General features: G+C 63.7%; 20 protein-coding genes and 1 pseudogene. 12 read left to right on the forward strand and 9 right to left on the reverse strand.

Annotated features, from left to right (window positions below; genetic code table 11):
- Positions 1-29: 29 nt before the first annotated feature.
- The 4 genes from U5A56_RS16885 to U5A56_RS16900 all read right to left on the reverse strand — a co-directional run bounded on the left by U5A56_RS16885 (position 30) and on the right by U5A56_RS16900 (position 3,051).
- Positions 30-473 (reverse strand): nuclear transport factor 2 family protein, encoded by a 444-nt coding sequence (locus U5A56_RS16885; protein WP_415749159.1) that lies wholly within the window; start codon positions 471-473, stop codon positions 30-32.
- 50 nt (positions 474-523) lie between these two features.
- Positions 524-709: a hypothetical protein gene (locus tag U5A56_RS16890; RefSeq protein ID WP_321923482.1), complete on the reverse strand. Its 186-nt coding sequence runs from the start codon at positions 707-709 to the stop codon at positions 524-526.
- 94 nt (positions 710-803) lie between these two features.
- Positions 804-1,796 carry a LysR family transcriptional regulator gene (locus U5A56_RS16895; protein ID WP_321923483.1) on the reverse strand — a complete coding sequence of 331 codons (993 nt, stop codon included), beginning with the start codon at positions 1,794-1,796 and terminating at the stop codon, positions 804-806.
- Between the two features lie 370 nt (positions 1,797-2,166).
- Positions 2,167-3,051, reverse strand: a complete 885-nt coding sequence (locus U5A56_RS16900) for an NmrA family NAD(P)-binding protein (protein WP_321923484.1) — start codon at positions 3,049-3,051, stop codon at positions 2,167-2,169.
- Between the two features lie 135 nt (positions 3,052-3,186).
- Between U5A56_RS16900 and U5A56_RS16905 the strand changes: the two genes are divergently transcribed.
- Positions 3,187-3,744, forward strand: coding sequence for a TetR/AcrR family transcriptional regulator (locus U5A56_RS16905; RefSeq protein WP_321923588.1), 558 nt, complete (start codon positions 3,187-3,189; stop codon positions 3,742-3,744).
- A gap of 53 nt (positions 3,745-3,797) precedes the next feature.
- Here the strand turns inward: U5A56_RS16905 and U5A56_RS16910 are convergent, their stop codons facing one another.
- Complete coding sequence (locus U5A56_RS16910; protein WP_321923486.1) at positions 3,798-4,178, reverse strand: helix-turn-helix domain-containing protein; 381 nt, start codon at positions 4,176-4,178, stop codon at positions 3,798-3,800.
- Positions 4,179-4,278: 100 nt separating this feature from the next.
- Here U5A56_RS16910 and U5A56_RS16915 point away from each other — a divergent pair, with 100 nt between their 5' ends.
- The 5 genes from U5A56_RS16915 to U5A56_RS16935 all read left to right on the forward strand — a co-directional run bounded on the left by U5A56_RS16915 (position 4,279) and on the right by U5A56_RS16935 (position 8,986).
- Complete coding sequence (locus U5A56_RS16915; RefSeq protein WP_321923488.1) at positions 4,279-5,394, forward strand: NADH:flavin oxidoreductase; 1,116 nt, start codon at positions 4,279-4,281, stop codon at positions 5,392-5,394.
- A 106-nt stretch (positions 5,395-5,500) separates the two neighbouring features.
- Positions 5,501-5,887 carry a nuclear transport factor 2 family protein gene (locus tag U5A56_RS16920; RefSeq protein WP_321923490.1) on the forward strand — a complete coding sequence of 129 codons (387 nt, stop codon included), beginning with the start codon at positions 5,501-5,503 and terminating at the stop codon, positions 5,885-5,887.
- Positions 5,888-5,901: 14 nt separating this feature from the next.
- Entirely contained in the window at positions 5,902-6,789 is an 888-nt protein-coding gene (locus tag U5A56_RS16925; protein WP_321923492.1) for an alpha/beta hydrolase, read from the forward strand.
- Positions 6,790-7,138: 349 nt separating this feature from the next.
- A complete protein-coding gene (locus tag U5A56_RS16930; RefSeq protein ID WP_321923493.1) occupies positions 7,139-8,251 on the forward strand; it encodes an alkene reductase in 1,113 nt (370 codons plus the stop codon).
- Positions 8,252-8,335: 84 nt separating this feature from the next.
- A complete protein-coding gene (locus U5A56_RS16935; RefSeq protein ID WP_039321441.1) occupies positions 8,336-8,986 on the forward strand; it encodes an NAD(P)-dependent oxidoreductase in 651 nt (216 codons plus the stop codon).
- Between the two features lie 19 nt (positions 8,987-9,005).
- On the opposite strand, the pseudogene U5A56_RS16940 reads toward U5A56_RS16935, so the two are convergent.
- A pseudogene (locus U5A56_RS16940) lies at positions 9,006-9,425 on the reverse strand (error-prone DNA polymerase); the annotation flags it as partial.
- Positions 9,426-9,905: 480 nt separating this feature from the next.
- On the opposite strand from U5A56_RS16940, the gene U5A56_RS16945 reads away from it, so the two are divergent.
- The 5 genes from U5A56_RS16945 to U5A56_RS16965 all read left to right on the forward strand — a co-directional run bounded on the left by U5A56_RS16945 (position 9,906) and on the right by U5A56_RS16965 (position 14,636).
- Positions 9,906-10,376, forward strand: a complete 471-nt coding sequence (locus U5A56_RS16945) for a rhodanese-like domain-containing protein (RefSeq protein ID WP_044849009.1) — start codon at positions 9,906-9,908, stop codon at positions 10,374-10,376.
- Positions 10,377-10,404: 28 nt separating this feature from the next.
- A complete protein-coding gene (epsC, locus tag U5A56_RS16950) occupies positions 10,405-11,364 on the forward strand; it encodes a serine O-acetyltransferase EpsC (protein ID WP_044849008.1) in 960 nt (319 codons plus the stop codon).
- Positions 11,361-11,582 carry a helix-turn-helix domain-containing protein gene (locus U5A56_RS16955; protein ID WP_044849007.1) on the forward strand — a complete coding sequence of 74 codons (222 nt, stop codon included), beginning with the start codon at positions 11,361-11,363 and terminating at the stop codon, positions 11,580-11,582. The genes epsC and U5A56_RS16955 overlap by 4 nt, the downstream gene beginning before the upstream one ends.
- 134 nt (positions 11,583-11,716) lie before the next feature.
- On the forward strand, positions 11,717-12,649 hold the full coding sequence (locus U5A56_RS16960; protein WP_034205507.1) for a family 2A encapsulin nanocompartment shell protein: 933 nt from the start codon (positions 11,717-11,719) through the stop codon (positions 12,647-12,649).
- Positions 12,624-14,636 (forward strand): family 2A encapsulin nanocompartment cargo protein cysteine desulfurase, encoded by a 2,013-nt coding sequence (locus U5A56_RS16965; protein WP_321796423.1) that lies wholly within the window; start codon positions 12,624-12,626, stop codon positions 14,634-14,636. Before U5A56_RS16960 ends, U5A56_RS16965 begins: the two co-directional genes overlap by 26 nt.
- Positions 14,637-14,729: 93 nt before the next feature.
- Here U5A56_RS16965 and U5A56_RS16970 read toward each other — a convergent pair whose 3' ends face one another.
- Positions 14,730-15,344, reverse strand: a complete 615-nt coding sequence (locus U5A56_RS16970) for a LysE family translocator (protein WP_321811074.1) — start codon at positions 15,342-15,344, stop codon at positions 14,730-14,732.
- Between the two features lie 259 nt (positions 15,345-15,603).
- Here U5A56_RS16970 and U5A56_RS16975 point away from each other — a divergent pair, with 259 nt between their 5' ends.
- Complete coding sequence (locus tag U5A56_RS16975; protein WP_321923499.1) at positions 15,604-16,755, forward strand: porin; 1,152 nt, start codon at positions 15,604-15,606, stop codon at positions 16,753-16,755.
- A gap of 109 nt (positions 16,756-16,864) precedes the next feature.
- Here the strand turns inward: U5A56_RS16975 and groL are convergent, their stop codons facing one another.
- Positions 16,865-18,505, reverse strand: coding sequence for a chaperonin GroEL (groL, locus tag U5A56_RS16980; protein WP_321923501.1), 1,641 nt, complete (start codon positions 18,503-18,505; stop codon positions 16,865-16,867).
- A 13-nt stretch (positions 18,506-18,518) separates the two neighbouring features.
- Positions 18,519-18,809, reverse strand: a complete 291-nt coding sequence (locus tag U5A56_RS16985) for a co-chaperone GroES (RefSeq protein WP_011356207.1) — start codon at positions 18,807-18,809, stop codon at positions 18,519-18,521.
- Positions 18,810-18,905: the final 96 nt, after the last annotated feature.

Consider the following 18,905-nt stretch of genomic DNA (forward strand, 5'->3'; position numbering starts at 1 on the left):
GAACAGATTTGAATGTTTATTCTTCTGGATCAGAGCATAGTGTTCGAGTGAGGAATATTTTCAGGAATGGGCTGCAGAACGTCCCAGTGTTCTACGATCTTGCCTTCATCCAAACGGAAAATGTCCATTACGGCCTCTCCTCGCGTACCTGGCTCTCTTACTAAATGGACGTGCAGGATGACGTAATCACCGTCGGCGAATACGCGCACGATGCGGCTATGCGACTGTGGGTACCTTTGCTTAAAAGCAGCCATGAATTGACGGAATCCTTCCTTACCATCCGCGATATGGGCATTGTGCTGCGTGTAGGTTGGACCCATCAAAGCGATCGCCGCTTCTGCGTCTTTGTCGTTCAGCGCCTCGTTATAGAAGGTGACGACGGTCGCCTTGTTCTTTTCGATTTGCGTGGGTTCGTCCGCATGAACAATTGCCGCAGCGAAGGTGATGCTTACACAAAGAATGAGAGCCTTCATGAGAGACATTATTTAACTCCGAGTGATGTTTGCGGTGGCCGTTGGGTCGTTCACGGCCGTGCCGCATGACGAATTTTTCGTACACCATGCGCGCGGCACCGCGAGCGACGCAGCGAACCCATGAAAGTCGAAATGTGATGGCAGCCCATTAAAAGAATCGTCGCGGTTGCGAGCATGCCTGGTTCCAAGTAGATAGCCAGTCCTAACAACGAGAGGAAATTGGCGAGGTAAAGCATGCGCACTTCCGGAGTCATTCGGTGGTAAACGAGTCTTTTTAACGAACGGAGTTGAGTGAGAAATCTGTCAACGCAGGGTATGCGACACCGCTCCTCAAGAATCGAAGTTGCATCGTGATTGGCATCCGGATCTCGAATGGTTCATGAGCGCACATCCGTCATGCATCGTGAGTGCACGCTCGTCCGCCTCCAACATTGACGGCACCTCTTCGCGAAGGAGATCGATGAACGTCCGGATCTTGGCGTCGAGAAAGCGTCGGGACTGATACAACGCGTAGACGTTCACGGGCTGCGCCTCATATCCCCGAAGAAGCCATACCAGTGCACCCGAGCGCAAACCGGGCAGCGCAACGCCAGCGGGCAGGATCGCGATGCCAAGGTCTCCTGCTACCGCAAGTTCCAGCGCCTCCATGGCATTGACCGTGAAGCGGGATGAACCGATGTCCACTGGGAACGTGTCGGCGGCGCCTCTGAGTACCCATTTATCAAACGGAAAAACGGACGTGGTCAATTGCAGGCACTGATGTTCGCGCAAATCTTCCGGCACTGCCGGTGCGCCGTGGTTCGCCAAATACCGCGGGGACGCACACACCACGCCGCGTATTCTCCCGAGCCTCAGACTGACCAACCCGGAGCTTGGCAATTCCGGCGCGAGAACAATCGACGCGTCATAGCCTTCCTCGATCATGTCGGGAATGGCACCGGTCATCGTGACATCGACTCCGAGTTCGGAAAACCGGTGCTGATACTTCAGTATTGCGGGCACCACCAGTCGATGGCCAAAGCTCGAAAGCGCGTGAACACGCAGGCGTCCGGTGGGATGTACCGTTGCTAAGCGCGCCTCGGATTCCGCGTCATCAAGGTTCGAGAGGATCTCCAGGCATCGGCGCAGGTAACGCTCGCCCGCCTCCGTCAGGACAACACGCCTCGTCGTCCGGTTTAACAGCCGGCTACCCAGATGTGTTTCGAGTTGACTGACGGCGCGTGAAACGGAGGGCGTAGTCATGCTGAGTCGCTTGGCCGCCGAAGAAAAACCCCCATCGTTCGCGACCTTTACAAAGATGCGCATGCATTGAAACGTGTCCATTGATCGCTCGCCAAAATGGAGAAGCTATGTCGAATGTCCACCACGACCACCTCGCGAATGGAACGCCCGTTTTCAAAAGTCAGGATAGGGTCGGCCGTGCCCGGAACCTGGTGCGCGTGCCTGGCAAAAACTCCTACGAGATACCGTCCTTGATGCGAGGTTATTCCGAACGCGGCGCAGCTCCCAATTGCACGATGATGTTAGCGACACCTTCTTACCCCGGATAACAGGTGGCCTGAACGCTATATCTACACTTGCAGGCCGAGTGTGCCGTAGCAGAAGTCAGCCTCTAGCGTCGAGTGAACCCCCGACCCTTTTGCCGTGTCCCCGTCACCAATTGACATTCAGACAGAGCACGTGTGTGGCAAATCTACTTCTTGAAAATGGAGATGTTTTCGGCGAGCCACCGGGTCAGGGGCAATGGAGCTTCCCCCGTCACCTCCTGGACAGTCGTGGTTGTTTCACTCATTGCGGAGTCACGGAACACCTGGTCCAGACCGACAAGCAAATCCGCGACGTATGCGGGCGACCCTTCCGCCAGTAGAACCTCTCGCTGCTGCTCGAGTGTCCGCTTCCCGTAAATGACATTGCGACCTAGCAGCTGCGAAAGTTCGTCCGCAATTTCATGCATCGTCATGGCACGCGAACCCGTGAGGTGATAAACCCGCTGGGACTCGGGTTCGACGTGCTCAAGCAAAGCAATGCGTGCCACTCTCGCAACGTCGCGCGTATCGATGAAATTGACCCGTCCATTACCGGCAGCACCCGCCCACGAATCTGAGGCGATAGCAGCGGCAGACCGTTTGAGAACGTCCATGAATGTGGATGGTCGCAGTGTTGTCGAGGCCACGGCTTGTCTGGCCAGATGCTCCTCAATTTGCATATGCCACGCCATCGGGTTCAAATGGGTCGGAGGCCCAAAGGACGAAAGCTTGACGATGTGACGAACCCCCGAAGCAACGGCGGCGTCAATCAGCGCGACTTCGTTTGCCACCTGCTGCAATGATGTGCCATGTGAGACAAACAGACGCTCCGTACCTTGAAGCGCATCGACGAGCGTACTCGGTTCGCTGAAGTCCACTCTGGCTGCGTTCACTCCCGGTGGCAAATGAAGTGCATCGAGCGTGCGGGTCAAAGCGACGACGTCGACCGACTCTGAGGCAAGGAGGCTGATCAGCGACGAACCGACGCGGCCGGTGGCTCCGGCGATTGCGATACGTGGACGCTGAGACGTGACGGGTGAACCGACGGTCATGACGAGTCCCTTGATGTATCATGGAATGAACGGTACAAGAATGTTGGAACTATCGTTCCAGATTGTCAAGCTGTTCCTGAGGACTCCATGAGCGGAAAGCCGCAATTCGACGAAGCGGCCGTAATCGATGCGGCCATGAAGGTCTTTTGGCGCCACGGCTATGCAGCGGCATCAATCAATCACCTTACCGAGGCGACGGGCCTATCCCGCTCCAGCCTCTACCAAAGATTCGGTGACAAGGACGGTCTCTTCCGGGAGGCGCTTGCAGCGTACACAAAGCGAGTGCTCAGTCGGATGAACGGAGTAGAAGCAGATACGGTGCGGGGGCGTCTCGAAGGGATCTTACGGGCCTACTTGCCTGCGCACCCCGACCGGAAACGTCCAGCGGGTTGCCTGATATCGCGAAGTTGCGCCGAAATGGTGGATCTCACAGCGGACGGAAAGGCAGCTGCGCGAGCAAGTGCGGAGCTTCAGTACGAGATGCTTGCAGGCCTCTTGCGCGATGGGATCACGAATGGCGAGTTGCCGAACGACACGTGCGTTGACGCACTCGCGTGGCTTTACCTCGGGGTCTTGCATTCAATTGTGAATTTGCCGCAAGCCGGCGCAAGTGCCGACGCGCTCGATCGCATGATTGACATTGCCATGTCGGCGTGGCCACCTTCCCCGAACGCTCAGCCAGCGTCAACATAGACCGCAAGAAATCTGTCAGTACTTGCGCAGCACGGGTTCAGGCGTGTTTGCCGTCAATCTTGCGGCTGCGACGCCACGCGTGCATCGAACACTTCGCGGGCGGTATCGAATTCGCCGAGATGTTCGAGCATCCAGTCATGGAGCGCCTTGAGGGGCCGTTGCAGCGCACGCCCCAAAGGCGTGATCTCGTATTCGACGGCCACCGGCGAAATGGGTATCACCGTGCGGGAAACAAGTCCGTTTCGCTCGAGCCGACGCAGACATTGCGTCAGTGCTTTCTGGCTCACGCCCTCCAGATGCCGCTTGATCGCGTTGAAACGCAACGGCCCGCTATCCAGCACCGTGAGGACCATCATCGACCACTTGTCGGATATCTGGTCAAACAGAAGGCGTGTCGGACAAGCGGCCGGAAAACGCTCAAGCTCAGCGGACATGGTTACCTCGAATATCCCTAGTAGAAGAAAAGTGCGTTATTGACACTAAGTTTCCGAAGTATACCATCGAGCCTGGTTTCCTCACCGGACGGCTCAACTCATGCCCGCATCTACCGAAATCCTGTTTCGGCCCTTCTCGGTCGGTTCGCTTACGCTACCGAACCGGATCGTCATGGCTCCCATGACCCGCTCCTTCGCCCCCCACGGTGTGCCGGGGCCAGCGAATGCCGCTTACTACCGGCGCCGTGCCGAAGGCGGCGTCGGCTTGATCATTTCCGAAGGCACCGTAGTCGACCGGCCCGCGTCCCGCAACGACCCCGATGTTCCTTCGTTCCACGGCGAAGCGGCGTTAGCCGGTTGGCAAGGTGTGATCGACTCGGTGCATGACGCTGGCGGCAAGATGGGGCCACAGTTGTGGCACACGGGCGCGGTGAAGGGTTTTCAGACCGAATGGACGCCGAACGTGCCGGTGGAAAGTCCCTCTGGCTTCGATGCGCCCGAGGTCCAGCGCGGCGTGGCAATGAGCGATGCCGACATTGCCGACACCATCGCCGCTTTCGCCAAGGCAGCCAGCGAGGCCAAACGGCTCGGTTTCGACACGGTCGAACTGCACGGCGCACATGGCTATCTGATCGATCAGTTTTTCTGGGCGGGCACCAACCTTCGGACGGACGCATACGGCGGACCAGGCATTGGCGAGCGGGCGCGGTTTGCGGCGGAAATTATTGCGGCTGTCCGCGAGGCAGTGGGCCTTGGTTTCCCGATCGTTATTCGATTGAGCCAGTGGAAACAGCAGGACTACTCAGCGCGTCTGGCACGCACGCCAGAGGAAATGGCGCAGTGGCTGGAACCGCTCGTGGCCGCCGGCGCGGATGTACTGCATTGCTCGCAACGGCGCTTCTGGGAGCCGGAGTTTCCCGAAGTCGATGGGGACGAGGGGCTTAACTTCGCCGGCTGGGCGAAGAAGTTGACCGGTGCCGCCACGATCAGCGTTGGGTCGGTTGGGCTTTCAGGCGAATTTATGAGCTCCTTTTCAGGAGAAAAATCGACTAGCGTGGGACTGGATGCGCTCGTCAAGCGGATGGATCGGGGCGAGTTCGATTTGGTCGCGGTCGGCCGGGCTTTGATTTCTGATCCGCACTGGGTGGAAAAGGTTCGCTCGGGAGAAGGCGAATTGCGAGGGTACGAGGTGACGGCGTTGGGGGAGCTTGTTTAGCGAGCTTGTGATTTTCTTTGTGTCGGAGTGCTCCGGCCAGCGTAAATCGGCCGGAGTCAACCTGAGGCTCGAGTGGGCCATCAACATCAACCTAAGGAAGGTTCGTATGTCGGATACATCGCAGATTGCTCTCATCCGGAAGTTGTATGGTGCCATGGGAGACGTGAATGCTTTCAAGTCGCTCCTGGCGGATGACGCCGAGTGGGATATTGCCGAAGGATTTCCCAATGGTGGCGTCTATCGCGGTCTTGACAAGACCGTCAATGGCTTCTTTCCGTTCATGGCCGACTTCGACGAGTTCTACGCGAAAGGCGACGAGTTCTTCGAGTCGGGCGATCACGTGATCGTTCTCGGACACTATTTCGCCCTTTCGAAGAAGGGCCGAAGGGCGCAATCCCGATTCGCCCATTTCTGGACAATTCGAGACGGAAAAGTCGCGCGCCTGCAGCAGACCGCCGACACACTTCTCATCGCACAAGCTCTTGGAAAATGACTGGAGCGCCGCGAATGGAACGAGTAGAACTGAACGGCGCGGACGTCGAATACGATGTCCGCGGATCCGGGGCGCCGGTGGTATTTATCCACGGTGCGATTCTGTCGGATGGATTCGTGCCTGTGATCGAGCAGGCCGGAATCGCGGAGAATTTCCAGATCGTCCATTACCGGCGCCGCGGCTACGCCGGTAGCTCACGCGCTGTTGCGGGCATGACGATGCAAGAGTGGGCTGGTGACTGCATCGCCTTACTGGATCACCTGGGCATTGCGTCGGCGCACGTGGCAGGGCATTCCTTTGGCGCAGGCATCGCATTGCAGATGGCGATCGATGCCCCGAGCAGAGTGCGGACGCTGGCATTGCTGGAGCCGCCGCTCGGGTCATTGGTACCGTCCGGGGAGCAGTTCGCGGAATGGACGACGACTGTCCGCGAGATCTACGACTCAGGAGACAAAGCTGCGGCCGCGGACATGGTCTTGGCAGGCGCGTATGGACAGGACTACCGGCGATTCACCGACGGCGCCCTGCCTGCGGGTGCGTTCGATCGCGCGGTATCCGATATCGACACGTACTTTCAGGTCGAACTCGGGGCCATGCTGCGCTGGAGTATCACAACCGAAGGCCTGAAAGATATTCGACACCCGGTGCTGTCGATGCGCGGCAGCGATACATTGCCGGTGTTCTTTGAGGGCGCCGATCTAATGCAGCAGTGGATTCCAGAAATCGACACGGTGTCGATTCCGTGTGCAGGCCACGACTTGCCGGGCAGGAATCCCGCTGCCGTCGCCACTGGTCTCGTCGAGTTCTTCACGACCTGCGAGCCGGCACCGGTTGAGCGCGCCGGCGCAGGCCAGGCAACCACACGTTCCCGGACGGGAGCTCGTCGCGCAGTCCAGCAGTAAGGCAAGCTCCCTGACGTAGCGATAGGCGATGGCGTCGCCTATCGCGCTGGCGGGCCAGCAAGCTGTCCGGTCTGGCGCGTCGGGAAACTTGCGGGCCTTCTTCGCTTTCAGTTTCTGGGAGGTCTTCGCCGCTTCTCAAAGGGGGCGACGCCGCTACGCTTGATGCCCCCGTATGAGCAGGGTTTTTCTAAATCATCTCACGGCAGTTGTATTAGCAATGCTAATCATGTAGATGATCCAGAGACGGCTGAATCATCCAATCGCACCGTGATGGCGCCACTTACTCGCCTATCAGAGATAGTCGTGTTTTCGCTATACGTTGCCGATGCCACGTGCAAAGGACCTTCTAATGTCCCTGTTATCACTATTCACGCCGCTTAAAGTCGGACGCTACAAGCTGGCCCACCGTGTCGTGATGCCTCCGCTCACACGCATGCGAGCTGGTGCCGGGAATGTTCCGAATCAGCTCGCCCCCGAGTACTACGGCCAACGTGCTTCCGAAGGCGGCCTCATCATTGCCGAAGCCACGCAAGTCACGCCCGATGGACAGGGTTACCCTGCAACCCCCGGTATTCATTCCACGGAACAGGTGGCTGGCTGGCGGAAAGTGACTGATGCAGTACATGCCAAGGGAGGCATCATCTTTCTGCAGCTGTTGCATACCGGGCGGGCGTCGCATTCGAGCTTCCAACCGAACGGCGAACTTCCTATTGCACCACCGGCGATCGCGATCACTGGTCTAACCGCGCTGACCCCGGAATGGAAGTCGGTGCCTTACGAGATACCGCGTGCACTGGAGCTGGACGAAATTCCCGGGATCATCGAAGCCTGGCGCGAAGGCGCGCGCGACGCCATGGCAGCCGGTTTCGATGGTGTGGAAATTCACGGCGCGAACGGCCTCCTGTTGCAGCAGTTTCTGGACGATAGCTCTAACAAGCGCGCCGACATTTACGGAGGTTCGGTCGAGAACCGGGCTCGGCTGCTCGTCGAGATCACGCAAGCGTTGATCGAGATCTGGGGCGCCGATCGCATCGGGGTTCGTCTGTCACCGTTCGGCAGATTCAACGACGTAGGCGATTCTGATCCGATCGCGCTTTACGGGCACGTGCTCACGCGCCTGAGCAAGCTCGGCATCGCTTACGTCAGTTTGATCGAGGCACGTAGTACGAGCGCCGGGCTGGAGATCGATACCCCTCAATCAGTCAGCGAGCTTCGCCTCTTCTGGCCGAAGACCCTGATCCTCGCCGGCGGATTCACCGCGGAGTCGGCGGACGAGGCCATCCGTTCCGGGCAAGCGGACGCGGTGGCGTTCGGCAGGCAGTTCATCTCGAATCCCGACCTGCCTGCGCGCCTCAGGCGTGGTGCGCCGCTCAGCCGCTATGACCGTGCGACTTTCTATGGCGGCGGTGCAGCAGGTTATGTCGATTACCCCGTGCTGGAAACGGCGGGCCATACGGAGTGACGTCGAGGTTCACGGCACTACCGGCGTCGTGAATCTTTCCGCCATTCAACCAACAGAAATGCCAATCCTCAAGGGACATTGAATATGAAAGTCGTCGTTCTTGCCGCCACCGGCCAGGTTGGCCGCACGGTCCTCAGCGAACTGATCAGCCGCGGTCATCAAGTCACCGCAGTCGCGCGTACTCCGGACAAGCTGCCCAACAGCATCCATACCGTGCGCGACGACCTGAGCAGCGCTGATCGAATTGCAGAGATCATCGCCGGAGCCGATGCAGTGGTCAGCGCATTCGGACCTCCGAAGGAGGACGCACGTTTCTTTAGCGACGTGAGTTACACGGATCAACTGGCCCACGTGATCGAGCGAGCGATTGCCGCTGTACGCAAGACTGGCGTCCCCCGCCTCCTCATGGCGGGCGGATGCGGCTCGCTGTGGTTTTCGCCGGGCGTGACAGTGCTGGAATCCGGGCACTGGCCCGAGAAGGCGGTTCCGATCGCGACCTCTCATGTCAAGGCATTTGCGGCGTTGAGAGCGTCGGATATCAACTGGACTTATTTCAGCCCGCCGATGCAGATCGATCCGGGCGTGCGCACGGGAAAGTTCCGTCTTGGCGGCGATGACCTCGTCGTAGACGAGCAAGGCAAAAGCTGGGTCTCCTTCGAGGACTATGCGGTTGCGCTGGTCGACGAACTGGAGAAACCTGCACACGAGCGAGCGCGCTTCACTATCGGCTACTAGCAAGTCCGCATTCGCATGGACGACCGCGCAGCAGCGCCAGCGGATGCCGGCCGAGCGTGAATCCCATCGCGCGATAGTCTGCCACGATCTTTGTGCCTTCGGATGCTTGCGGTAGCGCCGGCACCGCGTCGTCGCGTTCCGTACCGCGCAGAAGATCCCGATCAGGGACCGCGGCGACGGCCAGCCAGAGCGACGCGTGTCGGTTGCCGCCCGCGAGTGAGCAAAGTTCGTTCGCGCGCGCGAGCACCTGCGGGTTGTGCCGATCGAGCCGCGCGCGGCGCGCGAGGTCCGCGACGTCGACGAATGGCCGCGCGGCGCGTGCGAGCTCGATGCGGTCGGCGACGCCGTCGCGCATACCGCGCGACAACGAGAAGGCGAGGTGTCCGGGCACCGACGTCACCGGTCCTTCGTTTACCGAATCCCGTGCACTTGCGGTGACTGCTCGCACCTCAAGGCCGAGGATGGTGTGTCCGGCAGCAGCCGGTCGATCCGGGCCGCTGATGCGATGACGGGCGTGGTGCGTCGGCGATGCACCGCGCCGGCCGCCTGCCGTTCGCCGATTCATTGAAGCGTGCGCCGTTCGACCCGGCGCACGATTCCATCGCGGATTCCATCACGACGTGCGGCGCGCGTCGCGTGCGGCATCGTTCCCGGCTTCGCCGCCGCCGATCCTTTCAAAAAACTTCGATGCGCGACATCGAACGGCCCTCGCTCCCCGTCCTCCGCACGAATCCTCACCAATCGCGCGCGTCTGCTATTGCATTTCACGCGCTGCTGATTAGGAAATGAATTTTTATTGGTTCTGCTTCCCCGAGCGCGCTCGCATAGTGGGGCTGACGGCTATAGACAGCACGCAAGCTGCACCGGCCGCATTCCCGGCATGTTTGATCATACGAATCTGCGAGAACAAGGAAGCGTGATGACGTTTGCATTGGAAGAACGAACCGCCGCCCAGCAGGCGCTCGAAGACGCCCGCGCGGCGGCCGCAGCGGCGGGCACGCCGTACGCGGGCGGCGTGGCGCCGGAAGCCGCGTGGGCGCTCTTTTCCGCCGGCGACGCGTTGCTGGTCGACGTGCGCACCGCGGAAGAACGGAAATTCGTCGGCCACGTGCCGGAGTCGCTGCACGTGCCGTGGGCGACCGGCACGAGCCTGACGCGCAACCCGCGCTTCGTGCGCGAACTGGAAGCGAAGACCGGCAAGGACGCGGTCGTGCTGTTGCTCTGCCGCAGCGGCAACCGCTCCGCGCAGGCAGCCGAGGCCGCGGCCAAAGGTGGCTTCACGCAGGTATTCAACGTGCTCGAAGGGTTCGAGGGCGACCTCGACGAACAACAGCATCGCGGCGGCAGCAACGGCTGGCGCCATCGCGGCCTGCCGTGGGCGCAGGACTGAGTCACGGCCGTTACGGGGAGAAGTCAGCATGGCCGCATTCGATATCGACGACATCGTTCAGTCGCTCCAGACCGTGCGCCGCGCGTGGCGCGAGAAGCAGCGGCGCTCGCTCGAACCGGGCGGGCGCGACCTGCCGGCGCGCGAGGCGCTCGCACAGATCATCGGCGCGCTCAAGGGCGTGCTGTTCCCGATGCGGCTCGGGCCGCCCGACCTGCGGCAGGAGAGCGAGAACTTCTATGTGGCCCACGCGCTCGACGCGGCGCTGAACGCGCTGCTTGCGCAGGTGACGCTCGAGCTGCGCTACGCGGCGCGGCAACGCAACGCCGACGCGCAGATCGACGAAGCGGCCGCCACGGCCGTGCAGGCCTTCGCGGCACGCCTGCCCGACATCCGCCGGCTGCTCGACAGCGACGTGCTGGCCGCGTTCCACGGCGATCCGGCGGCGGGCAGCGTCGACGAAGTGCTGCTGTGCTATCCCGGCATTCTCGCGATGATCCACCACCGGCTCGCGCACGAGCTGTACCGGCTCGGGCTGCCGCTGCTCGCGCGGATCATCGCCGAGCAGGCGCATGCGGAAACCGGCATCGACATTCACCCGGGCGCGCGGATCGGCGGCGGCTTCTTCATCGACCACGGCACGGGTGTCGTGATCGGCGAGACCGCGATCATCGGCGAGCGCGTGCGCGTGTACCAGGCCGTCACGCTCGGCGCGAAGCGCTTCCCGCGCGATGCGGCCGGTCATCTGGAGAAGGGGCTCGCGCGCCATCCGATCGTCGAGGACGACGTGGTGATCTATGCGGGCGCAACGATCCTCGGCCGCGTGACGATCGGCCGCGGCGCGGTGATCGGCGGCAACGTGTGGCTCACGCAGGACGTGCCGGCGGGCGCGAACATCACGCAGGCCGTGCTGCGCAGCGAGGCGAATGCCGCGCCGCGCGCGCGGAGCGAGCCGGCCGAGCCGGTGCCCGACGCACAGGTGACGACATGAGCGACCTGATCCAGCACTTCGGCGCCAACGTGCGCAAGCTGCGCGAGGCGCGCACGTGGTCGCAGGAGCAGCTCGCCGAACACGCGGGGCTGAACCGCTCGTACGTCGGCGAGATCGAGCGCGGCGAGGCGATCGCCTCGATCGTCACCGCCGACAAGATCGCGCGCGCGTTCGACGTGTCGATCTCGACGCTGTTGCCCGGCGTGTCCGTCGCCTGACGCATTCCGCTTCCTTTCCCGTTCGGTGGTCCGCGTGACGGCTATAGCATGTTGAGCCGGCAGGTGCGTGCTTCCGATAATCACCCAGCGTCATAAGCAATCCCGTTTTTCATCTTAAGAACCCGGAGCCACACATGTCGACCGTTGCAAGCGGCACGGCCGCGCTGAGCGATCACGCCGCCCGCCAACTAGCGAACGCTACCAAGACCGTCCCGCAGCTTTCCACGATTACGCCGCGCTGGCTGACCCATCTGCTGCAGTGGGTGCCGGTCGAGGCCGGCATCTACCGCCTGAACCAGGTGAAGAACCCGGAAGCCGTGCGCGCCGCGTGCACGCAGCTCGAGGACGAAAGCGTGCTGCCGCAGACCTTCGTGCCGTACGAGGAACAGCCGCGCGAGTATTTCCTGAACGCGGTGAGCACGGTGCTCGACGTGCATACACGGATCTCCGATCTCTATAGCAGTCCTCATGACCAGATCAAGGAACAGCTGCGCCTGACGATCGAGACGATCAAGGAACTGCAGGAAAGCCAGCTGATCAACAACCCGGACTACGGGCTGCTCGCGAACGTGACCGACGAACAGCGGATTTTCCCGCTGACGGGCGCGCCGACGCCGGACGACCTCGACGAACTGCTGACCAAGGTATGGAAGGAACCGGCGTTCTTCCTCACGCACCCGCTCGCGATCGCCGCGTTCGGCCGCGAATGCACGCGGCGCGGCGTGCCGCCGCCGACGGTCAGCCTGTTCGGCTCGCAGTTCCTCACGTGGCGCGGCATTCCGCTGATCCCGTCGGACAAGGTGCCGGTCGCCGACGGCAAGACCAAGATCCTGCTGCTGCGCGTCGGCGACAAGCGCCAGGGCGTGGTCGGCCTCTATCAGCCGGGCGTCGCGGGCGAGCAGGGGCCGGGCCTGTCGGTGCGCTTCATGGGGATCAACAACCAGGCGATCGCGTCGTACCTGATCTCGCTGTACTGCTCGCTCGCGGTCCATTCGCCGGATGCGCTGGCTGTCCTCGATGACGTCGAAATCGCCAAGTACCATGACTATCCCGACACCTACCGTTAATCCCGGCTCGGCCGGCAGCGACGCGCTCGCGTTGCCGCACGCGCCGCTGCCGGCCGGCCTGCCCGACCCGGCGGCGCTCGCGCGGCTCGCGTCCGAGTTCTTCGCGACGCCGCCCGGGCAGGCCACCGCGCCCGGGCTGTCGGCGGGCAGCGGGGCGGTCGGCGGCGTGCCGTCGGCGCTGCCGGCTGCCGCGCCGATCCTCGCGTCGGTGAGCAATCCGGCGCCGGGCGGCTCGCCGCTCGCGGGGCCGGGCGGCACGGGCACCGGCGTGCCGGGCCTCGCGCTGCCGCAAGGCAAGGCGCCCGGCACGAACCTCGCGCCGTCCGCGCCGACGCACGTGCTGTCGCTCGGCAATCGCGTGCCCGCGCTCGCGCCGCACGCGGCCGCGCAGAACGGGCTGCCCGACAACGCAGTGTCGATCGCGCCCGCGTTCGAGCCGCGCGTCGGCGGCGCGGCGCTCGGCGTGCCGCAGGCGCAGGCGGCGGTGTCGGAGGGCGCGGTGCAGGCCGCGCCGGCCGCGTCGCCGTTTTACTTCACCGACGGCTCGCGGCAGGGCTGGCAGGCGACGCCGCAGGACATCGTCGTGCCGTCGAACGGCCTCGCGTCGCCGGAAGCGTTCGGACTGCCGGGCGACGATGCGCTGCGCGAACTGCTCGCCGTGCAGCGCGACGTGCCGGTGTCGCGCGCATCGGGCGGCGAGGTGCCGCGTTACTTCATCGACGATACGCGCGCGGCCGAGCCGCAAGGTCAGTTGTATCGCGGCGCACACCCGCCGTTCGACGTGAACGCGATCCGCCGCGATTTCCCGATCCTGCAGGAGCGCGTGAACGGCAAGCAGCTCGTCTGGTTCGACAACGCGGCGACGACGCACAAGCCGCAGGCCGTGATCGACCGACTCGCGTATTTCTATGCGCACGAGAACTCGAACATTCATCGCGCGGCACATGCATTGGCCGGCCGTGCGACGGATGCGTACGAGCATGCGCGGGAAACGGTGCAGCGCTTCATCGGCGCGTCGTCGCCGGACGAGATCGTGTTCGTGCGCGGCACCACCGAGGCGATCAACCTGATCGCGAAGTCGTGGGGCGTGCAGAACGTCGGCGAAGGCGACGAGATCATCGTGTCGAACCTCGAGCATCACGCGAACATCGTGCCGTGGCAGCAGCTTGCCGCACTCAAAGGCGCGAAGCTGCGCGTGATTCCGGTCGACGATTCGGGGCAGGTGCTGCTCGACGAATACCGGAAGCTGCTCAACGACCGCACCAGGATCGTGTCCGTCACGCAGGTGTCGAACGCGCTCGGCACGGTCGTGCCGGTGAAGGAGATCGTCGAACTCGCGCATCGCGCGGGCGCGAAGGCGCTGGTCGACGGTGCGCAGTCGATCTCGCACATGCGCGTCGACGTGCAGGCGCTCGATGCGGACTTCTTCGTGTTCTCCGGGCACAAGATCTACGGGCCGACCGGCATCGGCGTCGTGTACGGCAAGCGCGCGATCCTCGACGACATGCCGCCCTGGCAGGGCGGCGGCAACATGATCGCGGACGTGACGTTCGAGCGCACGGTGTTCCAGCCGCCGCCGAACCGGTTCGAAGCCGGCACCGGCAACATCGCGGACGCGGTGGGGCTCGGCGCGGCGCTCGACTATGTGAGCCGCGTCGGCATCGAGAACATCGCGCGTTACGAGCACGACCTGCTCGCGTATGCGACGAGCGTGCTCGCGCCGGTGCCGGGCGTGCGGCTCGTCGGCACCGCGCGCGACAAGGCGAGCGTGCTGTCGTTCGTGCTGAAGGGCTATGAGACCGAGGAAGTCGGGCAGGCGCTGAACGAAGAGGGTATCGCGGTGCGCTCCGGGCATCACTGCGCGCAGCCGATCCTGCGGCGCTTCGGGCTCGAGGCGACGGTGCGGCCGTCGCTGGCGTTCTACAACACGTGCGATGAGGTCGATGCGCTCGTGAGCGTCGTGAGAAGGCTGGCGGCACGGCGCTGAGGCGCGCGGCATGCGGAAAGGCCGCTTGCGACTCCCGGCAACGGGGCGTCGCAAGCGGCCTTTTTTCGTGGCGATGCGGCAGCGCGACGGCGCTCAGCGCCCGGCCAGCATGCGCCCGCCGAGCCCCATCAGCAGCAGCCCGGCCGTCGTGTCGAGCACGGCCTTGCGCCGGATCAGCAGCCGGCGCACCGACGGATGCGATGCGAGCAGCGCCATCGCGCAGTACCACGCGCCCGAAATCCCGATCGACAGCACGACGACCGTGAGATCGAGCCACACCGGCGTATGCGCCGGCACCATCAACGCGAAGATGCTGCCGTAGAACGCGACGGATTTCGGGTTCGTCATGCTGACCACGTAGCCCTTCTTCGCGGCCTGCCAGCCGGAGGACGCGGGCGGCGCGGACACGGCGAGCGGCTTGCGTGCGCTCAGCACCATCTTCAGGCCGAGCCAGATCAGGTACGTGGCGCCTGCCAGTCGCAGCGCGGTGTGCACCCAGGCGACGTGGGTCACGAGCAGGCCGACGCCGGCAATCGCGATCGCGGCCCAGGTGCCCGATGCGGCGGCGAGGCCGAGCCCGGTCATCACGCCGGCGCGGCGCTGCGCGAGCGCGGTGGACGTGACGATCACGAAGTTCGGGCCGGGGCTGGCCACGCTGAGCAGCAGGACGCCGGCGAGCGGCAGCAGGGTGTTGATGGTGGTCGACATGGCGCGGGCGGCGAAGCGGCGGAAGGAGCGTTCATCTTACCCCGGCGTGCCGTCGATGGCGCCGCGCGGTCGTTTCGGCACCGGCCGGCGAGCGTGCGCCGCCCGCCGCCGCCATTGTTGAGCGCGTTGGAAAGGTGCAATCCGGAATCGGCAATAGGTGTCGCGAATATGACCGATTATTCTCCCGAGCGCAGTACCGTCCGCCGGCCGCAAATGCTGTCGGACTGCTTACAAAATCAATTGCTCAGGGAGGCCTTTCATGAACCGCATCGTCGTATCCGGTGGTGTCGGCGCGGTGTTCGCCGTAGCAGCGGCATCACCCGCCTTTGCGCAGAGTTCCGTCACGTTGTATGGCCTCGTCGATACGGCGATCCGCTATCAGACGAACGCCGGCCCCGACGGCCGGGACCTGGTCGGCATGACGGTCGGCCCGGAAACGCACAGCCGCTGGGGCTTGCGCGGCAGCGAGGATCTCGGCGGCGGCCTCGCGGCGATCTTCCGTCTCGAGAACGGCTTCGAGCTCGGCGACGGCAGGCTGCACGTCGCGAACACGCTGTTCAGCCGGCAGGCGTACGTCGGCCTGGCGAGCGACCGGTACGGCTCGCTGACCTTCGGCAACCAGTACGCGCCGCTGTACGACACGATGGGCGACGTGTTCGACCCGATGACCGTCGGCGACTACTGGCAGGACAGCTGGGCGTACAACGGCATCGGCAACTACCTGACGGTGGCGAACTCGGTGAAGTACGAGTTCTCGACCAACGGCTTCAGCGTCGATGCGATCTACGGGTTCGGCAATCATGCCGGTGCGATGGGTCTCGACAGCACGTACGGTGTCGAGCTGACCTACGCGCAAGGGCCCGCGTCGATCAACGCCGGCTTCCAGCAGACCTCGGTATCGTCCGTGAACGGCAGTGCGGTCAACGGCGCGAAGGTGAACTTCCTGCACGTGAGCGGTGCATACCAGGTCACGCCGTCCGTGCGCCTGCTGGCCGGCTGGCTGCACGGGCAGGACAAGACGGGCACGACCGACTTCAACATGCAGCAGGCCGGCGCGCCCACGCTCGGTGGCGGCAGCCCGAATCGTATCGACGATACGTTCTACGTCGGCGCGAACTGGCAGGCTACCGCGCCGCTGCTGATCACGGTGGCCGGCTATTACGGCCACGCGCGCAATGCGGAGCGGCTCGACGGCACGCTCGGCTCCGGGATCAACTACTCGGCGACCGTGCTGGCCGAATATGCGCTGTCGAAGCACACCGAGGTCTACGGCACGGTCGATTTCGCGCGCGGCAACGGCGCGTTCGCGGCCGACTATCCGGGCGCCACCAACCGGCTCACCGGCAAGGTCGACCAGATCGGCAGGACCAACAACGTCGGGGCCGCGATCGGCCTGCGCCAGATGTTCTGACGACGGCGCGCGCGGCGTTCGCGAATGAAAAAACGCGTGGCGACCGATGCCGCCACGCGTCGTGGATCGAAGCGCGCTTGCCCGGTTCGGGCAGCCGCGCACAGCGATGTCAGAAATCGAACCCGGGCCCGCCCGCACCCGGGCCGCCCGGCACCGCGGCCGGCACCGCATCCTTCGGCGCTTCGAATACGGTCGCGTCGGTCGTCAGCAGCAGCCCCGCGACCGATGCCGCGTTCTGCAGCGCGGTGCGCGTGACCTTGGTCGGATCGAGCACGCCCGACTCGACGAGGTCGCCGTATTCGCCGGTCTGCGCGTTGTAGCCGAAGTTGCCCGTGCCTTCCGCGACCTTCGCGACGACCACGCTCGCTTCCTCGCCCGCGTTCGTGACGATCTGGCGCAGCGGTTCCTCGAGCGCGCGCAGCACGATCTTGACGCCCGCGTCCTGGTCGGCGTTCGCGCCCTTGAGCGCGCGGATCGCCTGCCGCACGCGGATCAGCGCGACGCCGCCGCCCGGCACGATGCCTTCCTCGACGGCCGCACGCGTCGCGTGCAGCGCGTCGTCGACGCGGTCCTTTTTCTCCTTCACTTCGATCTCGGTCGCGCCGCCGACCTTGATCACCGCGACGCCGCCCGCGAGCTTGGCCACGCGTTCCTGCAGCTTTTCACGATCGTAGTCGGAGGTCGCTTCCTCGATCTGCACGCGGATCTGCTTCACCCGCGCCTCGATGTTCTTCGCGTCGCCCGCGCCGTCGATCACGGTCGTGTTTTCCTTGCCGACCTCGATGCGCTTGGCCTGGCCGAGTTCGGCGAGCGTCGCCTTCTCGAGCGTGAGGCCCGTTTCCTCGGCGACGACCTGGCCGCCGGTCAGGATCGCGATGTCTTCCAGCAGCGCCTTGCGGCGATCGCCGAAGCCCGGCGCCTTGACCGCGACCGTCTTCAGGATGCCGCGGATGTTGTTCACGACGAGCGTCGCGAGCGCTTCGCCTTCGACGTCTTCCGCGATGATCAGCAGCGGACGGCCCGACTTCGCGACCTGCTCCAGCACCGGCAGCAGGTCGCGGATGTTCGAGATCTTCTTGTCGTGCAGAAGGATGTACGGGTTCTCGATCTCGGCGATCTGCTTGTCGGCGTTGTTGATGAAGTACGGCGACAGGTAGCCGCGGTCGAACTGCAGCCCTTCGACGACGTCGAGCTCGTCGGCGAGCGACTTGCCGTCCTCGACGGTGATCACGCCTTCCTTGCCGACGCGATCGATCGCCTCGGCGATGCGCTGGCCGATCGATTCCTCGCCGTTCGCGGAGATCGTCGCGACCTGCGCGATTTCCTTGCTGGTGGTGGTCGGCTTGCTGATCTTCTTCAGCTCGTCGACGGCCGCTGCCACCGCCTTGTCGATGCCGCGCTTCAGGTCGAGCGGATTGAGCCCTGCCGCGACGTATTTCTGGCCTTCACGCACGATCGCCTGCGCGAGCACGGTGGCCGTCGTCGTGCCGTCGCCGGCGGCGTCGCTGGTGCGCGACGCGACTTCCTTCACGAGCTGCGCACCGATGTTCTGCAGCTTGTCCGCGAGTTCGATTTCCTTCGCGACCGACACGCCGTCCTTGGTGACGACGGGTGCGCCGAAGCTGCGTTCGAGCACGACGTTGCGGCCCTTCGGCCCGAGCGTGACCTTCACCGCGTTCGCGAGAATGTTGACGCCTTCGGTCAGCTTCGCACGTGCGACGTCGCTGAAAATGATTTCCTTCGCTGCCATGATTTGCACTCCGTTATTGATTGACGACCGCGACGATGTCTTCCTCGCGCAGCACGAGGAATTCATTGCCGTCCACCTTGACCGCCTGGCCCGCGTACTTGCCGAACAGCACGCGTTCGCCGACCTGCAGGTCGGGCACGATGCGCTGGCCGTCCGCGTCCTTGCGGCCGGGGCCGACGGCGATCACTTCGCCCTGGTCGGGCTTTTCCGCGGCGCTGTCGGGGATCACGATGCCCGAGGCGGTGGTGGTTTCCTGGTCGAGTCGTTTCACGATGACCCGGTCGTGCAAGGGGCGTAGGCTCATCTGTCCGTCCTGTTCTGTTGTGTCGAAATTGGCTGGCACTCTTTAGCAGAGAGTGCTGACGAGTATAAAAACGCGTGGCGGCGCGATCCAATAACG

It is taken from the genome of Burkholderia sp. BCC1998, assembly GCF_905339875.1.
Lineage (GTDB): Bacteria > Pseudomonadota > Gammaproteobacteria > Burkholderiales > Burkholderiaceae > Burkholderia.

Excerpts from the sequence above, each read along its gene's own strand:
- U5A56_RS16885 (WP_415749159.1), bottom strand. The coding sequence starts at position 473 with ATGAAGGCTCTCATTCTTTGTGTAAGCATCACCTTCGCTGCGGCAATT.
- U5A56_RS16890 (WP_321923482.1), bottom strand. The coding sequence starts at position 709 with ATGCTTTACCTCGCCAATTTCCTCTCGTTGTTAGGACTGGCTATCTAC.
- U5A56_RS16895 (WP_321923483.1), bottom strand. The coding sequence starts at position 1,796 with ATGGACACGTTTCAATGCATGCGCATCTTTGTAAAGGTCGCGAACGAT.
- U5A56_RS16900 (WP_321923484.1), bottom strand. The coding sequence starts at position 3,051 with ATGACCGTCGGTTCACCCGTCACGTCTCAGCGTCCACGTATCGCAATC.
- U5A56_RS16905 (WP_321923588.1), top strand. The coding sequence starts at position 3,187 with ATGAAGGTCTTTTGGCGCCACGGCTATGCAGCGGCATCAATCAATCAC.
- U5A56_RS16910 (WP_321923486.1), bottom strand. The coding sequence starts at position 4,178 with ATGTCCGCTGAGCTTGAGCGTTTTCCGGCCGCTTGTCCGACACGCCTT.
- U5A56_RS16915 (WP_321923488.1), top strand. The coding sequence starts at position 4,279 with ATGCCCGCATCTACCGAAATCCTGTTTCGGCCCTTCTCGGTCGGTTCG.
- U5A56_RS16920 (WP_321923490.1), top strand. The coding sequence starts at position 5,501 with ATGTCGGATACATCGCAGATTGCTCTCATCCGGAAGTTGTATGGTGCC.
- U5A56_RS16925 (WP_321923492.1), top strand. The coding sequence starts at position 5,902 with ATGGAACGAGTAGAACTGAACGGCGCGGACGTCGAATACGATGTCCGC.
- U5A56_RS16930 (WP_321923493.1), top strand. The coding sequence starts at position 7,139 with ATGTCCCTGTTATCACTATTCACGCCGCTTAAAGTCGGACGCTACAAG.
- U5A56_RS16935 (WP_039321441.1), top strand. The coding sequence starts at position 8,336 with ATGAAAGTCGTCGTTCTTGCCGCCACCGGCCAGGTTGGCCGCACGGTC.
- U5A56_RS16945 (WP_044849009.1), top strand. The coding sequence starts at position 9,906 with ATGACGTTTGCATTGGAAGAACGAACCGCCGCCCAGCAGGCGCTCGAA.
- epsC (WP_044849008.1), top strand. The coding sequence starts at position 10,405 with ATGGCCGCATTCGATATCGACGACATCGTTCAGTCGCTCCAGACCGTG.
- U5A56_RS16955 (WP_044849007.1), top strand. The coding sequence starts at position 11,361 with ATGAGCGACCTGATCCAGCACTTCGGCGCCAACGTGCGCAAGCTGCGC.
- U5A56_RS16960 (WP_034205507.1), top strand. The coding sequence starts at position 11,717 with ATGTCGACCGTTGCAAGCGGCACGGCCGCGCTGAGCGATCACGCCGCC.
- U5A56_RS16965 (WP_321796423.1), top strand. The coding sequence starts at position 12,624 with ATGACTATCCCGACACCTACCGTTAATCCCGGCTCGGCCGGCAGCGAC.
- U5A56_RS16970 (WP_321811074.1), bottom strand. The coding sequence starts at position 15,344 with ATGTCGACCACCATCAACACCCTGCTGCCGCTCGCCGGCGTCCTGCTG.
- U5A56_RS16975 (WP_321923499.1), top strand. The coding sequence starts at position 15,604 with ATGAACCGCATCGTCGTATCCGGTGGTGTCGGCGCGGTGTTCGCCGTA.
- groL (WP_321923501.1), bottom strand. The coding sequence starts at position 18,505 with ATGGCAGCGAAGGAAATCATTTTCAGCGACGTCGCACGTGCGAAGCTG.
- U5A56_RS16985 (WP_011356207.1), bottom strand. The coding sequence starts at position 18,809 with ATGAGCCTACGCCCCTTGCACGACCGGGTCATCGTGAAACGACTCGAC.